The organism is Ruminococcus sporogenes (assembly GCF_054655175.1).
This window is the reverse complement of sequence record NZ_BAAHOA010000004.1, coordinates 166,305-182,737: the sequence shown is the minus strand read 5'-3', so window position 1 is coordinate 182,737 and position 16,433 is coordinate 166,305. Positions and strand designations below refer to the sequence as shown.

Here is a 16,433-nt window from a genome sequence, read left to right as displayed (position 1 = left end):
TCTCCTATTCCGCATTGCTGCTTTCAGGCGAGGATTCCGGAGCAGATTCGGAGGATGAATCGGAATCTACTATTTCCACGCTGCTTTCATCGGGCTTTGAGCTGCTCTCTGCTTCTGAACTGCTTTCATCCTCTGAGCTTTCGTCCTCGTCGTCCTTAGACGGAGCGGAGGAATAATGATTAGAACAATAAGGCGCGTTAGTTGATTTCCAATATCCGGTTATTCCCTTGGGACATCCGTCGCCGGCTATCATTCCGGTGGAGGTGCACATAGGCGCGGAAATTACGTCGTCGCATTCGGGATAATGATTGTCTGATTCTATGCTGTCGGCATATTCTCCGATTATATTGTACCAAACCTGTGCCGATGAAAGACTTGTATTAAGCTCGGTTTTGGTATCGTATCCGATCCATACGCCGCTTACAAAATCCTCGGTCATTCCCACAAAGCAAAGGTCGTTCCAGTCCTCTGAAGTACCGGTTTTTCCCGCAACGGTTTTATTTGAAAGCTGTGCCGCCGTACCTGTACCGCTCTTTATAACCTCCTGAAGCAGTTTGTTCATAACATATGCCGTTTCCTTATCGACCGCTTCGTGAGGATTGCCGTCGTTTTCATAAACGAGGGATCCGTCGCCCTTTTCCACGCGGCTCACAATATGAGCGTCGTAATAGGTTCCGCCGTTTCCGTAGGGCATAAACGCGTTTACCAAATTTTCAATCGAAACGCCGTAGGTCAGCGCGCCGATGGTCAAGGGAGCATATGCTATATCCGAAGCGCCGTCCTCTGTTATATCCACAAGGTCCATTCCCAGATTCTGTGTAGAGAAGTTGAAAACCGACTGCGGAGTAAGCTCCTTGCAGAGCTGTGCCGGAACAGTATTTCTGGAGCGTCTGAGAGCGTCGTAAATCGGAATGCTTGAACGAGTCCAAATATAGTCGTAGTTCTGCGGCCATTCCTTGCCGTCGTCGAGCTTTATAGGGGAGTCCTTATACATGCTTCCCCAGTGAATGTGATCGCTGAACAACGCCAGCCCGTAGGTTGATACCGGTTTCATACAGGAACCCGGCTGTCTTTTGGCCATTGTCGCTCTGTTAAATGCGAGCGATTCGGTTTTTTCGCCGATACCGCCTACGACGCACTGTATTTCACCCTTATAATTCATAGCCATGAACGAGGACTGAGGATAAATCTTTTCATCGTTTTCGTCCCATGAGTAATTTGAATCGGGATCCATAAGATTGCTCAGATCAAGATACTTTTCTTCTACATATTTCTGCATATCCAGATCGACCGTGGTATATATCTGATACCCGCCGCTGTTGATTCTTTTGATGGCCTCTTCTTCGTCTATGCCGTATTCGTCCATAAGCACGGCCGCATATTCTCTCAGGGCGGTATCGACTACCCATGAGGTGGCCTTCTGTTCGTCCATCATATCGTCGGCGCTGGCCTCCGGATGTTCTTTTTTGTATTCCTCCGAGTCTGTAAATATAAGCTTTTCATCAAGAGCCTCTTTATATTGGTCATAGGATATTGCCCCGTTATTATACATGTGGTATAAAACGGTCTCCTGACGGTCGCGGTTTGCTTCCTTTCCGGTGTTAACCCATTCTCCCGTTTCCTCGTCCTCGTAGCCGGCAAAGGGATTAAGGGTTTCCGGACTTTTCGGAATAGCCGCAAGGCAGGCCGCCTCCGCAATAGAAAGATCCGCAACGTCCTTTCCGAAATATTTTATCGAAGCGAGCTGTATTCCGTTTGTGGGACCTCCGAAGCCTATATAATTAAGGTAATTTTCAAGGATAACGTCCTTTGAGTATTTTTTCTCAAACTGCATGGCTCTGAAAATTTCCCTTATTTTACGCGACGGACTGGGATCGTCGTCTCCCGTAAGGTTTTTGATAAGCTGCTGGGTTATCGTAGAACCGCCCTGATTGGTGTCGTATATATGAATGAACATATTGGCGAAGGCGGCGAAGGTTCTTTTATAATCAACGCCCTCGTGCGAATAGAAACGTTCGTCCTCAACGCAGACGAAAGCGTCTCTTACGTGCTGGGGAATATCCTCAATATCTACCGGTACTCTCTGAACGTCGTTTTTAACCGTATAGAGCTGAACCAGCTCTTTGTCGCCCTTATTGGCGTATACTATGGTGTTTGCGCTGCTGGCAAGCTCGGTAATGGTAACGTCGGAAGTTTCGTCCATGAATTCCAGTACGTAAACTGTCATTGCCGTTGCGACTATTGTACCGGTTATGACGACTACCAGGAATATAGACAGCAGCGTAGTTCCCATTATTGCCGCAATTTTTTTTGCCAGCGCCGCCTTTTTATTTTCAGGCTTTTTCCTTGTCGGTCTGCTCTGCGGGTTAGGAGGAGTATGCTTTGCCGACGTATTTGCTTTTCCGGGCGGTCTTCCTCCTGTGCTTCCGCTTCTGCTTTTAGCGGTATGACCGGTTTTTCCCGCGGCGCCTGAAGCGCGCGGCTGCGTCTGCTTTTTGTTCGGCGATTTTCCGCCGTCTGAATATGCGGCGTACGGCGACCGCTGCCGTGAGACGTTATCACGTTTATGATTATCTGACGGTTTACGGCTTTGCCTGTTTCCGGAATTTCCGGAGCTGTGCCTGTTGCTTTTATTGTCTGTCATAATAAAATACCTCTGTAACGCTTTGTATTATTCGGGTGAATCCCGTTTTCCTTTCCGTATATTGTAATATGTATTTATACATTATAATTATAACATATTTTTTTAATGCTGTTAAGTCTTTTTTAAAAAAATCATATGGTATATTTTGAAAAAAAACAGTCAATAATAAGAGAAATACTTATGAATAATGTAAAAATGGAGGTAAAAAATGACAAGACGGCACATTGTATACACTATTATAACGGCTTTGGCGCTTTCCGCAATAATCGTTATCGTTTCTCTTGCTTATTCCATAAAGGGACAGCGTGCCGAGGCTCATAGGAGAAGCTTGGAAAACAGCGTTGCAGAAACGCAGACGGAGGTGGGCTTTATGCTAAAGGAATTCGGAGGCGAGCTTGCGGTTTTCAGAGGCAGCAGTGAGACTCCCTATCGGCTTCTCGGAATATCTACCGCGGTAATGTCCGACTATGACAAAGAACAGCTTAAAAGCGGAATTTATGTCCGTACAGAGCAGGAGCTGAATTCTCTGCTGGAGGATTATACCTCGTAATTCAGATAAAAGCTAAAGGACGGCTAATAAAGCCGTCCTTTAGCTTTTATCAGTCGACAGGACTGAACATATCCTTTCCTACTCCGCATACCGGACATACCCAGTCGTCAGGAATATCCTCGAACGCTGTTCCGGGAGCTATTCCTGAATCAGGATCGCCTGTTTCAGGATCGTAAATATAACCGCATGGATCGCACTGGTATTTCTGCATAATTAAATATCTCCTTTTATTTTTATTTGTCCGAACATAATCCGGACGGATCGTAACCATATAATAGCATTGTATGCCGCGCTTGTCAAGCTAAAAATTATGATCTGCGTTTGAGCAGCCGGAAAGACCTCGGAAAATTGACATTTCATACCGATATGTGATATAATTAAGCGTTAATATTTGATAAAAAAGGAGCTTAAACTTTTATGAGTAATACAAACAGCTATGAAAGTCCTTTCTGCACCCGCTATGCGAGCGGCGAAATGCAGTATATTTTTTCTGCGGATAAAAAGTTTTCCACATGGCGCAGGCTCTGGGTTGCTCTTGCAAGGGCTGAAATGAAGCTGGGGCTTCCTGTTACTCAGAAGCAGGTAGATCAGCTTGAAGCCAATATTGAAAACATTGATTATGAAACTGCCGCCGCACGGGAAAAGGAGGTACGCCACGACGTTATGGCGCATGTTTATACCTACGGCAAGGCATGTCCCGACGCAAAGGGTATAATTCATCTCGGCGCAACATCATGCTATGTCGGCGATAATACCGATATAATTATTATGCGTGACGCGCTCAAAGTTATACGCAGAAAGCTGATAAATGTTATAGCCCAGCTTTCAGATTTTGCCATGAAATATAAGGATATGCCGTGCCTTGCTTATACTCATCTTCAGCCGGCGCAGCTTACTACTGTTGGCAAAAGGGCGACGCTGTGGATAAACGAGCTTCTGATGGATCTTATTGAAACAGAGCGCAGGATTTCAGATTTAAAGCTTTTGGGTTCAAAGGGTACTACCGGGACGCAGGCCTCGTTTATGGAGCTGTTTGAGGGAGATACCGGAAAGATCAAGGAGCTTGAAAAAATGATAGCTGAGGAAATGGGCTTTGACGGAGTAGTTCCGGTTTCCGGTCAGACATATTCTAGAAAGATTGACAGCTTTGCGGTAAACGCTCTTGCGGGAATAGCCCAGTCATGCAGCAAGTTTTCAAACGATATGAGAATCCTGCAGTCTTTTAAGGAAATGGAAGAGCCCTTTGAAAAAAGCCAGATAGGCTCCAGCGCTATGGCTTATAAGAGAAATCCTATGAGATGCGAGAGAATAACGTCGATTTCAAGGTATCTTATGATAGATTGTCTGAATCCGGCGTTTACCGCGGGAACTCAATGGTTTGAAAGAACGCTTGACGATTCCGCAAACAAGAGAATTTCAGTCGCGGAGGCATTTCTTGCGGCGGACGCAATTTTAAATATTATGATTAACGTGACAAGCGGAATGGTCGTTTATCCTAAGATTGTCCGCAGAAGGGTTATGGCGGAGCTGCCATTTATGGCTACTGAAAATATTATGATGGACGCCGTTAAAAAGGGCGGCGACAGACAGGCTCTTCATGAAAAGATCAGACAGTATTCAATGGAGGCCGGCAAAAGGGTCAAGGAGGAAGGGCTGGATAACGATCTTTGCGAAAGAATACTTGCAGATCCTATGTTCATGATTACAAGAGAAGAAATGGACGCTATTATGAAGCCGGAGAATTTTACAGGAAGAAGCGGTCAGCAGGTTGAGGAATTTATAGATGAATACATTAAGCCAATCCTCGATGAAAACGGGAATATTCTTAACGAAACCTTTGAGATGAAGAACTGATTCGGAGGCTGGAAATGTCTGATAAGACAAAAAAGGTGAAGCCGGAAAAGCGTTTTATCGTAAAAGATCAGCAGTCGTTAGACATGGGAGATATTTTAAAGTAATTGCCGACAGTCAGACAGGCGTAAATTATATTTTGGCAGGCGATACAAGTCGAGATTTATTACTCCTCTGATTGATGGCGAAGGAAAGATTGTTGTTGACAAATTTAGGAGCTTTCCGGAATTTGTGAAAAAACAATGAAAAAACGGCAAATATGCAAAAATCACTTGACATGTTGATTAAATAATCATATAATTATAAGTAACTGCCGGCATATAAAACGTGTATTATGCCGGGAAAAAATATACAGGAGGTTTGAATGTGAAACATGCAAAGAAACCGGTATTTTTCATCGTCTTCGGACTGATACTTGTTTTTGCCGCTTCCGTAGTGTTCGGATTTTCAACGCAATACGGCGACATAAAGACGGTACGGATCAAGGGCGTTGAGGATATCCGTCTGGGAATAGATATTCAGGGCGGCGTCGACGTTACGTTTATTCCGGCCGACGGGGCGGAAGCAACGGACGAGCAGCTTGACGCGGCTCTTGAAGTAGTAAAGCTCAGACTTGCTTCGCTTAATATAAATGACAGCGAGGTATACGAGGATACGGAAAACGACAGAATTATCGTCAGATTTCCGTGGCAGGCCGGAGAAAAGGACTTTGATCCTGAGGCTGCCGTAAAGGAGCTTGGAGAAACGGCTATGCTTTCGTTTAGGGTAGGAACTGATACTAATGAGGACGGATCCCCGGCAGGAGATATTGTGCTTCAGGGTACCGACATAAAGAAAGCCGAGCCTTTGAGACAGGCTGAAGCCGACGGTACATACAGCTATGTCGTGTCGCTTGAGCTGACGGATACGGCGGCTGAAACCTTTTCCGCAGTTACGTCTACTATGGCTGGAACAGGCGAATCCATTTCCATATGGATGGATAACAATATGATCTCCGCGCCGACCGTAAACGAGGCTATTACAGACGGAAAGGCGGTCATTTCAGGCAGCTTTACCGCTGACAGCGCAAAGAGCCTTGCGGATAAGATAAATTCCGGCGCGCTTCCGTTCAAGCTGGAAACGTCAAGCTTTAAGACAATTTCACCGACGCTGGGAACAGGCGCGCTTAAGGCTATGATAATAAGCGGTATTATCGCTTTTGCCTTTATTGCGGTTTATATGATTTTTCTTTACAAGGTTACAGGCTTTGTTGCCGCTATTTCTATTATAGGACAGGTTGCCGTAACGCTCGCATGCATATCCGGCTGGTTTGGATTTATGCCAAGCTCGACGCTTACAATACCCGGTATAGCCGGTATTATCCTGACGGTCGGAATGGGCGTAGACGCCAATATAATTACCGGAGAGCGTATAAGAGAAGAGCTGCGTGCGGGAAAGAGCCTTGACTCCGCGCTGAGAGCCGGTTATAAGAGAGCGTTCTCTTCTATTTTTGACGGAAACCTGACCGGACTTATCGTCGCTGTAATTCTTATGGGCGCGTTCGGAACGCCTGACAGTTTCTTTGCAAGCGGGTTAAATAAGGTTCTCAGTCTGTTTGGAATAGGCGCGACAACGGAGGGCGTTATTTATTCGTTCGGCTTTACGCTCCTTATAGGAACACTGATGAACTTTGTAATGGGCGTTTTTGCTTCAAGACTGATGGTTTATTCACTTTCAAGGTTTAAGATCTTCAGAAATAAGAAGCTTTACGGAGGTGAGAGTAATGACTAAAAAAGTTTATGATTTTTCAGCTAAGAAAAAAATCTGGTTTCTCATTCCTCTCATATTGATTGTCGGAATAATAGTGTTTACAGTAATCAGAGGCGTTGAAATCGCCATTGAATTTAAGGGAGGAACTATAATTTCCTATTCCTCTGAGGTAGAATGCGACGTCAATTCCGTTAAGAAGGATATAGAGGAGCTGCTGGATACCCCCGTAACCATACAGAAGGGCGAGAGCCTTTCAGGAAACGCAGATACGTTTTCAATTTCTTTCAGCTATGATCAGGGACTTTCAGCGGAAAAACAGAATTCTCTGACAAGCCTGCTGCAAGAGAAATTCCCTGACGCCGGTATTGAGCAGTTGGATTCAAACGATGTAAATCCTACCTCCGGTCGCGAGTTTTTTATAAAATGCATAATCGTTTCAGTTCTTGCCGCTTTGCTTATTATCCTGTATATTGCTTTCAGATTCAAACAGATAAGCGGCTGGTCCGCGGGCGTATGCGCGGTTGTCGGTCTTGTTCATAACCTGATTTTTGTTTTCGGTACATTTGTAATTTTAGGCTATGAGATAAACGCAAACTTTATCGCCGTTATTCTTACTATACTCGGCTATTCTGTAAACGATACTATCGTAGTATACGACAGAATAAGAGAAAACAAAAGTATCATGAAAAAGGCTTCTGTGGCGGAGCTTGTAAACGTAAGTACGTCGCAGTCTATGAGACGTTCTATCAGAACGTCCGTTACTACTGTTTCGACAATGGTTATAGTTACAATAGTCGCTTACTGCTTCGGTGTAAGCTCGATTCTGAGCTTCTCCATTCCGATGATAGTCGGCATGGCGGCCGGAACATATTCAAGCCTTTTCATTGCTTCACAGCTATGGGTTTGGTGGAATGAAAGAAAATTAAGCAAAAAATAAAACAAAAGTCGCCTGAAAAGGCGGCTTTTTTTCCTTAGGGCATATAAGTATTTCAGAATTGGAATATAGCGTTTGTTATTATTAAAGGGGCGAAGCGTTATGATTAGAAAGCTGAGGAACGAGGACGTTGAAGCGGTTATGGATATATGGCTTTACGGAAATATTCAGGCTCATTGGTTTATCTGTGCGGATTATTGGCATAAAAATTATGAGTATGTCAGAAGAGCCGTAAAAAAGGCCGAGGTCTGGGTTTATGAAACAGACGGCGTTATTGCCGGATTTATTGGATTAAACGATGATTATATAGCCGGAATATTTGTAGAGTATGAATACCGTTCAAAGGGTATCGGAAAAGAGCTGATAGATTTTGCTAAAATGAATCGTATGCGTCTTTCCTTAGACGTTTATGAAAAAAATAACCGAGCAGTGGATTTTTACAAAAGGGAAGGTTTTATTACAGTAAATAAACGGCCGGATAAGGATTTCGGGGAAAGAGAACTTCTGATGGAGTGGCACAAATGCAAAAACCGCTTATAATTCCGTTAAAAAATGGTTTCGCTTTTTATGCGAAACCATTTTTTTATACTCTTGCCTTTTTAAAAATCAGCTCTGACTTCAATTCCTTAATCTTTAAAAAATAGGTTATAATAAGAAGTATGTCTGCGAACAGCCATGCAACCGGACTTGCCAGACATGCCGCCATAAAACCGAACGATGAAACGAATGCAAATACTACAAGAGTTCTTGCTATAAGCTCGCTTACGCCGGCCATCATGGGAAGGAAGCTGTAGCCCATTCCCTGGAGAGCGTTTCTTAAAATAAAAAGTATTCCTAAAACAGGATAGAATATACTGTTGAGCCTTAAATATTTTACCGAAAGGCTTATTATTTCTTTAAGCTCTTCCGGAGAGGTTTGCTTCGATTCAACAAATAAAACTGTCATAAATCCGCCCAGTAACGATACCGCTAAAGCAGAAATAACGCAGTAGATCATGGACATTATCAGGCTTTGCCTTATACCGACGCGTATTCTTGTATATTTTCCCGCGCCTCTGTTCTGTCCGCAGTAGGTTGCCATTGTTATTCCAAGGCTTTCCATGGGGCCGATGGCTACCGTTTGTATTTTCGTAGCTGCCGTTACCGAGGCCACGGAGGCGGTCCCTAGAGAGTTAACGGCGCTTTGCAGTATAATACTGCCTATTGCCGTTATAGAAAACTGCAAGGCCATTGGTATTCCTACAGAAACAAGTCTTTTGGCTCTGTGCGCTTCGAATTTAAACTCGTCATGTTCAAATCTCAGTATATCATAATTCTTTCTGATATATATTAAGCAAAGGAAAGCAGATATTGCCTGCGATATTACGGTAGCTATACCCGCGCCGGCAACGCCCATCTTAAATACAATGATGCACAGAAGGTCAAGGCCTACGTTTAAAACTGAGGATACTCCTAAAAAAATCAAAGGAGTTCTGCTGTCTCCCACTGCTCTTAAAATACCCGAAAGGATATTATAAAACATGGTGGCTGATATTCCGGCGAATATAATAATGATATAATTATAAGCGTAATCGTATATTTCCTTGGGAGTGTTCATAACGGTTAATATCGGCTTAGTCAGGAGCATCGTTACCGCTGTGAGTATCACCGCTACCGCTATGCATAAATAAATAGAATTTGCTATGAATTTTCTCATTCCCGAATAATCTCCGGCTCCGAAGCGTTGAGCGATCATAATGGAAAATCCGCTGCATATCCCCAGAGCAAAGCCTATAACAAGGAAATTAATAGCGCCTGTCGAACCAACTCCGGCAAGCGCGTTTACTCCAACAAATTTTCCTACGATCACAGTGTCGACCATATTGTAAAGCTGTTGAAACACATTGCCGAGTATTAACGGTATGGCGAAGCTCAGTATAAGCTTATATGGTTTTCCCGACGTCATTTCTTTTGTCATTGACATTGCTCATCATCCTTTCTATGTATTGCTATATTTTAAAGTTTATGGTAAAATATGATTATATTATAAATAGGGGAGTGTATAAATGGAAAATTACAGTCATGAACAGATTCAATATCAGCCTGAAACAGGAATGCTGTTTGAAATCTACGATACAGACGGTTTTTTTAATTCAAAGCATTGGCACAACGGTCTTGAAATAATATATCTAATTGCCGGCGGAATGACGCTTAATATAAGCGAAAGCAATTATATGCTAAAGCCGGGCGGATTCATAGTGGTGAATTCAAAAACTATACATTCTGTTATATGCCGTGAAAAAGGCCGTCATCTGCTGCTTCAGATTCCCTATGAGATTCTGGAAAAAAGTATATCCAATATTGACATTATTAAGTTCAACTGCTACAGCGCGCCGGCTGCGTCAGACGGAAACGGAAATAATGCCGGAGTCAGGGAAACTCTTGAAAAGCTCAAAAGTCTTTTTGAAGCCCCGAGAGACGACGGTTATATTTTAATGTTTAATTCGCTGGTTTATGAGCTGCTTTATAAGCTCGTTAAGGGATTCAAGTCGAGCGCAGATCCTGCGCTGAAAAAGAAAACTGACAGGAATATTCAAAGACTGGGGGTTGTTCTTCAATATGCCCGTCAGCATTATGCCGAAAACATAACGCTGCAGGACGCAGCCGAGGCCGTTGCCCTTAACAGGGAATATTTTGCGCGGTTTTTCAGAAAATATATGGGCATGACGTTCATGGAATATGTTTTCGCTATTCGTCTTGAGCATGTTTATTACGATATCGCAAACACCGATTATACAATAGGCAGTATTGCAGATAAGCATGGCTTCTGCCATAACTATAAGCTCTTTGTGAAGAAGTTCAAGGAGCAGTATGGGTGCAGTCCCGGAGAGGTTAGAAAGCGATCTCGCAAGGACGAATAATCTTTTCCAACAAACAATAGTATATCAGTATAAAATTTATTTTTCAAGAGATGATTATGACGATTATATTATGTAATATTGACCTTAAACGATTTAGTTCGCAATTTTAAGAATTTTTTTATTGTTTCCGATTAATTCGCAGAATACTATCTCAGGGGGATTAAAAAGTCTCGGCTTGCCGATCCCCCCCGAAACGATCATTTCTGTTTTGCCTATACGATAGATTCCCTTGCTGTATTCAGGAAGAAATTTTCTTTCAGGAGAAAGCAGTCCGCCCAGAAGAGGCAGTCTTACGGCGCCGCCGTGTATATGTCCGCAGAAAACAATATCGGCTCCCCATTGGCTGTAAGCCTTGGCGCACAGCGGGTTATGCGCCAGCAATAATGTAAAACCCGCTTTTGGACCTATATCCTCCTCAAGCTCTTCGGAGGTATATTTGTGAAGTCTTTTATATCCGCCCTTGTCGTCCCGATAGACGCTTTTTCTCAGAGAGGCTCCCGCTATATTTATTTTAACGCCGTTTCGTTCAAAGACCGTCCGGCGGTTTTCAAGATAAATAACGCCGTTTTTCTGCATAATCGTTTTATACTTTTCGTATATTTCTGAGGGCAGATCAAGCTCATGGTTTCCGGGGCAGGCATAAACAGGACATAAATCTGATAAGGAGCGCGTTAGGTTATCTATTCCGGACATATCCCTGACTGATCTCGAAATCATATCTCCGGTTAGCAAGATAATATCCGGTTTTAACTGTTTTGTTCTTGAAATAATCTTATTTTTTTTATTGCTTTTATGTATATCGGAAATCTGAACGATTTTCAGGCTCCGCACATTATCTGTGCCGAGCCTTATTTTGTATTTTCTTGTTAAAAGAAGTCGGTTTTCTGCAAAGAAGTAAATAAGCGCGAGAGTTATAAAGCAAAGCGCTAAAAAAATCAATTCCATATTATTTTCCTCACAGTTTTATATGAATATTGAACGTATATATTCCTCGTCAAGGCGATACTTAGGATTAAAGCTTTCGGAGCCGCAGTAATCGCAGACGCTTTTAACAAACCATTTTCCCTCTATTGATTCGAAGAGCCGCCTCAGCGACATTGTGCATACGATAAGCTTTCCGTTTAAAACGTTTGCTTCAAACAGATTTCCGAGCTTATGGTTTCTTTCTATGTTATCAATTGTCTGTACTATCGGGTAAAAATCCTTCGGAGCGTCGTCCAAAACGGCGCATACTCCGCTTTTTACTATGTTGTACCATTGCGGCGTGGAGTAATATTCGCTTGCGAAATATTTCAGAGCTTTATGGGAATTATCTATGAGAAGTCCCATTGTTCCCACAGGAACAGGCTTATTCATTTGTTCCGATATGGTTTTGAACATAGGATAGCACCAGAAATCGGTACAATAGGTTCCCTCCACATAATTTTTCAGATTTTCTGAGGCGAGCAAAACGTTTCCGCCCTCCCTCAGCGTTTTAACGGCTGTATCCGTACTATCAGTTACAATTATTTTGTTGCCGTCCGCGGGATTCCAGCTTTTTAATTCCGGAAAATACCAGAGATCATAGCTGTTTTCAGTATTTTTCGCAGTAAGGGTAAGCGTCAGTTTTTTCGGCGTTTTATAATCCTCCGGGATATTCCAATTTACAGAGTCTATCTTGAAAAGACCTGTTTTGTTTCCGTCCGCCGCAAGCTCTCCTCCGCCGGCGGTGCGACCGCCGTCAGAAATTTCCCATCTTATATAATCGTCCTTAAATCCCTCCGGTTTATAGCATCTGGCGTATATCGAAGCTGTAAACCGTTTATCGGTTATAACATAGCTTTTAAAGTCCGCAAGGAGGATTTTATCGGAGCAAAAGCCCTTCCATTTTTCAGGAGTTATAAAACCTTTGCTTTCCATGAATGAGTTGAGTATGCCGACCAGCGCCGTGCCTTGTCCGGGAAAATCCTGAATATCCAGAAGCTGAAAGCCTGCCAGCTTTTCAGAACGCATTGCGGTTTCTATTTCATTTTTATAGCATTCCGCGGCGAATCTTCCGTTTGCCTTGAAAAATTCCTCCCACTTGCTGAGCATACCCTTTTCAGCCAAACGTTCTCTGAATATTTTAAGATTTTCCGCCTTCAAAACGCCGGTATATTTATCTATCTCATTAAAATCGGGATAAAATGAATATTGACCTACCTCGTGGGAAATTACAGGAATATTCGGCTCAAGTCCGGCCTTGCTGCCGGAGGCCTTAACTCTTTTAACTCCTGTTCCGTATTGAATTTCAATTTCTGTTTCCTCAGCTTCAACGGCGTCGGAAGCTGCCGGACATATAATGTTGTCATAGCAATGAGAAGCATTGGGAATGTCCGTCTGTATATGTCCAAGCGGAGCGTCGCACATTGCGTAGGAGCCTCTTATCAGTCTTTCACGGCTCAGTCGAACTCCGCAGAAAAAGTCGTCGTTTTCAACAATGGTAGGGTAGAACTGAAAATTGTTCGAACCTATGGTATAAAGACGGCTGCTGTCGAATTCCTTATAGTTTTTTAGTATAAGGTTCATTCTTTCAGGACTGCCCCAAAGCTCGTTGCCCAGTGAAAACATTACGAAGGACGGATGGTTTCCGAAGCTTTCAAGAATTCTATATCCCTCGCTTATCAGATATTCCTGTTCCTCTTTATTAAAGCCCTCCTCGTTTTCCGCGTGAATTGTTCCCCAGAACGGAAGCTCCGGTTCCATATAAATTCCCAGTAGATCGGCCGCAGTAAACGCGGCGTCGGGCGGGCAGCAGGTATGAAAGCGGTAATGGTTGATTCCGTAATCCTTTGCGGTTTTCAGCGTTTTTATCCAGCTTTCAGTATCGGTGGGAGCCGCGCCTGTCAGAGGAAAAACCATTCCATCGTGCTTACCTCGGAGAAAGACGGGCTTTTCGTTGATTCTGAATTCCATTCCCTCCGTACTGAATTCCCTCATGCCGAAGCAAGTCCGTATGGATTCTCCGCTTTCGAGTTCTATAACCAAGGTATAAATATACGGAGTATATTCGCTCCACAGCTTTGTATCTCCGTCCATTTTGTAAGTAAATTCTGAATATCCATATTCGTCGGTGCAAAGCTCAAAATGCTGCTTTTCGTGGATATCGTCCTCTATGAAAGCAAAGACTGCTATATTGATACCGTCAGCTCCGTTTATACGGAGTTTAACCTTAACGGATTTATTATGTATATCCGGAAACGTCCGGATATTGTCGATATAAACGTCTTCATAAATCCTTACCGAGATTTCTCCCGTAATTCCGTTCCAGTTAGTTTGGGTATCCTGAGAGGTCATATGTCCTCCATTGGTGGGGTAATCGGTGTTGTCAACCATTATTGTTATAGTATTTTCCCCGGCTCTCAGCGATTCTCCTATATCGTATATGTGCGGAGCGTTAAGGCTGTCGAGGACTTTTCCGGTTTGCCGGCCGTTTACCCAGAGCATTGTTTTTCTTGTTCTTTCAAGAAAAAGCTTCGCATTTTTAAAGTTTTTTTCTTTTATATTGAAGCTTTTTCTATACCAGGCATATCCCTCAAACCTATATTCATCTGTAAGAAAGCCCGGCTCCCGTTCTTTATTTGGCGTTCCCTTTTTTGACTGCGAGGTGGTTCCGGGAAGATTTATGGTATCGTTAAAGGAGGAATGAAAGTATCCCTGATTTAGCCCCGCTTTATCGGCGTCAAGGCGGAAATCCCAAGAGCCGTCAAGATAGATAATATTCTTCATTTTGCTTTTTCCTTTCCTAAATGGCTGGCATAACTCTGCCGCCGTTTACCGGAATATATGCTCCGGTTGTGAACGACGCAAGATCAGACGCAAGAAATGCCGCCATAGCGGCGATTTCTTTATCCGTACCTCTTCGTCTCAGAGGTACGGTGGAGTCGTAAGCCTCCTGCTTCTGAGTTCCGTTTTCTCTGTCTGCAAAGCTTATTGTCCAGCCCGGAGCGATTTGGTTTACCGTAATATTGCTGGGACCAAGCTCCTTGGCAAGACATCGTACAATTCCGTCAAGCCCTCTTTTGGCAGAAGTATACGCGCTGCATCCGGCTTCTGCAAGGGCGGCGGATTCTGTGTTTATAGCTATTATCCTGCCGTAATTCTGTTTGATCATATACGGGGCAAAGGCCTTTGTCATATAAACCGTCTGCATCACACACGATTCAAACTGACTGTAATAATCCTTTATGTCCTGATCCAGCAGCGGTTTCCATTCATACTGAATAACCGCGTTATTTATGATTATATCGGGCATTTTGAACTCTGAAACGCGTTTCTTCATACGCTCGATCGAATCTTGGCTGGTTATATCGGCTTGAACTGAAACGGCGTTTCTGCCCATAAACTTTATTTTTTCCTCGATAAGCCTTGCTTGCTCGGCGTTTGAGTTATAATGTATGATTATATCTGCTCCGCATTGCGCCAATACCTCGCACATGACGCGTCCAAGCTGTCCGGCCGCACCGGTTATTAAGGCGGTTTTTCCTTCTAAATTGATATTTAACATAGTTTTACTTGACTCCAATCAATTATTTTATATTTTGTGTATTTATTATAGCATTATAATGGTAAAAATAAAAGTGAATATTATTTTTTTATTTTTTTAATTTTTATTTATATTATAGGATTATTTTTAATTTCTGAATAGCTTGACGAATATTGTGTAAAATAAGATTAATTATGAAATACAGCGCGTTAGAAAGGAAGGGTTTCATTTGAATATTGTATTTATCCGTGCAATTATTTTATATATAATTGTAATATTTTCAGTCAGACTTATGGGAAAGAGGCAGATAGGCGAGCTGCAGCCGTCGGAGCTTGTTATTACTATTTTAGTTTCAAATATTGCCACCCTTCCGCTTGAGGACCTGAATATACCGCTTGTAATGGGGATTCTTCCTATATTGTCGCTTGTCTGCTTTGAGGTAATAATGTCGTGGATATCCCTGAAATCAAAAAGGATACGGCATATAGTGTCCGGCAGCCCCAAGGTTATAATCAGGGACGGAACGCTTGATCAGAAGGTTATGAGAGAACTGAGATTTTCGGTGGACGATTTGATGACGGCTCTGCGGGGCAACAATATATTCGATATTTCCGACGTACAATTTGCGGTTGTTGAAACTAACGGAAGCGTTTCGATCTATGAAAAATTCGCGCAGAGAAATGTTACTAATAACGATCTTAACCTTACGGGAACCTCAATGGATCCGCCGGTTATTATTGTATCGGACGGAAAGCTGATACAAAAGGGACTTGAGGTTTCAGGTCTGAAAAAACAATGGCTTTATGATCTGATTGACCGAAAGCATATGAAAATATCTGATATTTTTCTGCTTACCGCGGATAAAACCGGAAAATATAATTTGATAAAAAGGAGCAGCGGCAATGATAAGAATTAAAATCAGTATAGGCATTATAGCGGCTATAATTGTTCTTGGCGCAGTAGGTTTTTTTATGCTAAAAAATGAAACCGACGAAATTATTGCCATGCTTGATGAAACAAGGGAGCTTTCTGATAATGGAAAAAAGGAAGAAGCTCTGGAATCGGTCGACGCGTTGCTGGAGGAATGGGATAAATTTCATACTTACGCAAGCGTTTTTGTCAATAATGATAAAATTTCGGCTACGCAGAATTCCATGTCCCGTTTGAAAGCGCTTATAGAAACTGATAATGACGAGCTAAACGCGGAATATGACACCGCCGAATCATCTATAAAATGGATAGTGGAAAGCGAAATACCCAGATGGACCAATATCCTTTGATATATGCTTTAAAAGCCTCCT

The 16,433-nt window shown here is 42.9% G+C and carries 14 protein-coding genes; 8 read left to right on the top strand and 6 right to left on the bottom strand.

What is annotated here, in order from left to right:
- Positions 1-4 precede the first annotated feature (4 nt).
- Positions 5-2,644 carry a transglycosylase domain-containing protein gene (locus ACYQ0N_RS13750; RefSeq protein ID WP_460163015.1) on the bottom strand — a complete coding sequence of 880 codons (2,640 nt, stop codon included), beginning with the start codon at positions 2,642-2,644 and terminating at the stop codon, positions 5-7.
- Positions 2,645-2,852: 208 nt separating this feature from the next.
- On the opposite strand from ACYQ0N_RS13750, the gene ACYQ0N_RS13745 reads away from it, so the two are divergent.
- Positions 2,853-3,194: a BofC C-terminal domain-containing protein gene (locus ACYQ0N_RS13745; RefSeq protein WP_177532701.1), complete on the top strand. Its 342-nt coding sequence runs from the start codon at positions 2,853-2,855 to the stop codon at positions 3,192-3,194.
- A 49-nt stretch (positions 3,195-3,243) separates the two neighbouring features.
- Here ACYQ0N_RS13745 and rd read toward each other — a convergent pair whose 3' ends face one another.
- Positions 3,244-3,405, bottom strand: coding sequence for a rubredoxin (gene rd / locus ACYQ0N_RS13740; protein ID WP_177532700.1), 162 nt, complete (start codon positions 3,403-3,405; stop codon positions 3,244-3,246).
- 206 nt (positions 3,406-3,611) lie between these two features.
- On the opposite strand from rd, the gene purB reads away from it, so the two are divergent.
- From purB to ACYQ0N_RS13720, 4 genes are all read left to right on the top strand, one after another.
- A complete protein-coding gene (purB, locus tag ACYQ0N_RS13735) occupies positions 3,612-5,048 on the top strand; it encodes an adenylosuccinate lyase (RefSeq protein ID WP_177532699.1) in 1,437 nt (478 codons plus the stop codon).
- Positions 5,049-5,411: 363 nt separating this feature from the next.
- Entirely contained in the window at positions 5,412-6,815 is a 1,404-nt protein-coding gene (locus tag ACYQ0N_RS13730) for a preprotein translocase subunit SecD (RefSeq protein ID WP_177532698.1), read from the top strand.
- Positions 6,808-7,731 carry a protein translocase subunit SecF gene (gene secF, locus ACYQ0N_RS13725; protein WP_177532697.1) on the top strand — a complete coding sequence of 308 codons (924 nt, stop codon included), beginning with the start codon at positions 6,808-6,810 and terminating at the stop codon, positions 7,729-7,731. Before ACYQ0N_RS13730 ends, secF begins: the two co-directional genes overlap by 8 nt.
- Before the next feature lie 99 nt (positions 7,732-7,830).
- The gene (locus ACYQ0N_RS13720) at positions 7,831-8,268 is read left to right on the top strand and encodes a GNAT family N-acetyltransferase (RefSeq protein WP_460163014.1); all 438 of its coding nucleotides are present in this window, start codon (positions 7,831-7,833) and stop codon (positions 8,266-8,268) included.
- Between the two features lie 43 nt (positions 8,269-8,311).
- Here ACYQ0N_RS13720 and ACYQ0N_RS13715 read toward each other — a convergent pair whose 3' ends face one another.
- Positions 8,312-9,685, bottom strand: a complete 1,374-nt coding sequence (locus tag ACYQ0N_RS13715; protein ID WP_460163048.1) for an MATE family efflux transporter — start codon at positions 9,683-9,685, stop codon at positions 8,312-8,314.
- Between the two features lie 88 nt (positions 9,686-9,773).
- Here ACYQ0N_RS13715 and ACYQ0N_RS13710 point away from each other — a divergent pair, with 88 nt between their 5' ends.
- Positions 9,774-10,628: an AraC family transcriptional regulator gene (locus tag ACYQ0N_RS13710; RefSeq protein WP_177532695.1), complete on the top strand. Its 855-nt coding sequence runs from the start codon at positions 9,774-9,776 to the stop codon at positions 10,626-10,628.
- A 93-nt stretch (positions 10,629-10,721) separates the two neighbouring features.
- Here ACYQ0N_RS13710 and ACYQ0N_RS13705 read toward each other — a convergent pair whose 3' ends face one another.
- Genes ACYQ0N_RS13705 through ACYQ0N_RS13695 form a run of 3 tightly spaced genes read right to left on the bottom strand, consistent with a single transcriptional unit; the run spans position 10,722 to position 15,153 of the window.
- A complete protein-coding gene (locus ACYQ0N_RS13705; protein WP_460163013.1) occupies positions 10,722-11,573 on the bottom strand; it encodes a metallophosphoesterase in 852 nt (283 codons plus the stop codon).
- Positions 11,574-11,591: 18 nt separating this feature from the next.
- A complete protein-coding gene (locus ACYQ0N_RS13700) occupies positions 11,592-14,375 on the bottom strand; it encodes a sugar-binding domain-containing protein (protein WP_177532693.1) in 2,784 nt (927 codons plus the stop codon).
- Positions 14,376-14,391: 16 nt separating this feature from the next.
- Positions 14,392-15,153 carry an SDR family NAD(P)-dependent oxidoreductase gene (locus ACYQ0N_RS13695; RefSeq protein WP_177532692.1) on the bottom strand — a complete coding sequence of 254 codons (762 nt, stop codon included), beginning with the start codon at positions 15,151-15,153 and terminating at the stop codon, positions 14,392-14,394.
- Positions 15,154-15,361: 208 nt separating this feature from the next.
- On the opposite strand from ACYQ0N_RS13695, the gene ACYQ0N_RS13690 reads away from it, so the two are divergent.
- Both ACYQ0N_RS13690 and ACYQ0N_RS13685 read left to right on the top strand, forming a co-directional pair.
- Positions 15,362-16,048 carry a DUF421 domain-containing protein gene (locus ACYQ0N_RS13690; protein ID WP_460163012.1) on the top strand — a complete coding sequence of 229 codons (687 nt, stop codon included), beginning with the start codon at positions 15,362-15,364 and terminating at the stop codon, positions 16,046-16,048.
- Positions 16,035-16,412: a DUF4363 family protein gene (locus tag ACYQ0N_RS13685; protein ID WP_177532690.1), complete on the top strand. Its 378-nt coding sequence runs from the start codon at positions 16,035-16,037 to the stop codon at positions 16,410-16,412. The genes ACYQ0N_RS13690 and ACYQ0N_RS13685 overlap by 14 nt, the downstream gene beginning before the upstream one ends.
- Positions 16,413-16,433 lie beyond the last annotated feature (21 nt).

What these genes read in the sequence shown, in the direction of transcription:
- ACYQ0N_RS13750 (WP_460163015.1), bottom strand. Translation starts at nt 2,644, where the DNA reads ATGACAGACAATAAAAGCAACAGGCACAGCTCCGGAAATTCCGGAAAC.
- ACYQ0N_RS13745 (WP_177532701.1), top strand. Translation starts at nt 2,853, where the DNA reads ATGACAAGACGGCACATTGTATACACTATTATAACGGCTTTGGCGCTT.
- rd (WP_177532700.1), bottom strand. Translation starts at nt 3,405, where the DNA reads ATGCAGAAATACCAGTGCGATCCATGCGGTTATATTTACGATCCTGAA.
- purB (WP_177532699.1), top strand. Translation starts at nt 3,612, where the DNA reads ATGAGTAATACAAACAGCTATGAAAGTCCTTTCTGCACCCGCTATGCG.
- secF (WP_177532697.1), top strand. Translation starts at nt 6,808, where the DNA reads ATGACTAAAAAAGTTTATGATTTTTCAGCTAAGAAAAAAATCTGGTTT.
- ACYQ0N_RS13720 (WP_460163014.1), top strand. Translation starts at nt 7,831, where the DNA reads ATGATTAGAAAGCTGAGGAACGAGGACGTTGAAGCGGTTATGGATATA.
- ACYQ0N_RS13715 (WP_460163048.1), bottom strand. Translation starts at nt 9,685, where the DNA reads ATGACAAAAGAAATGACGTCGGGAAAACCATATAAGCTTATACTGAGC.
- ACYQ0N_RS13710 (WP_177532695.1), top strand. Translation starts at nt 9,774, where the DNA reads ATGGAAAATTACAGTCATGAACAGATTCAATATCAGCCTGAAACAGGA.
- ACYQ0N_RS13705 (WP_460163013.1), bottom strand. Translation starts at nt 11,573, where the DNA reads ATGGAATTGATTTTTTTAGCGCTTTGCTTTATAACTCTCGCGCTTATT.
- ACYQ0N_RS13700 (WP_177532693.1), bottom strand. Translation starts at nt 14,375, where the DNA reads ATGAAGAATATTATCTATCTTGACGGCTCTTGGGATTTCCGCCTTGAC.
- ACYQ0N_RS13695 (WP_177532692.1), bottom strand. Translation starts at nt 15,153, where the DNA reads ATGTTAAATATCAATTTAGAAGGAAAAACCGCCTTAATAACCGGTGCG.
- ACYQ0N_RS13685 (WP_177532690.1), top strand. Translation starts at nt 16,035, where the DNA reads ATGATAAGAATTAAAATCAGTATAGGCATTATAGCGGCTATAATTGTT.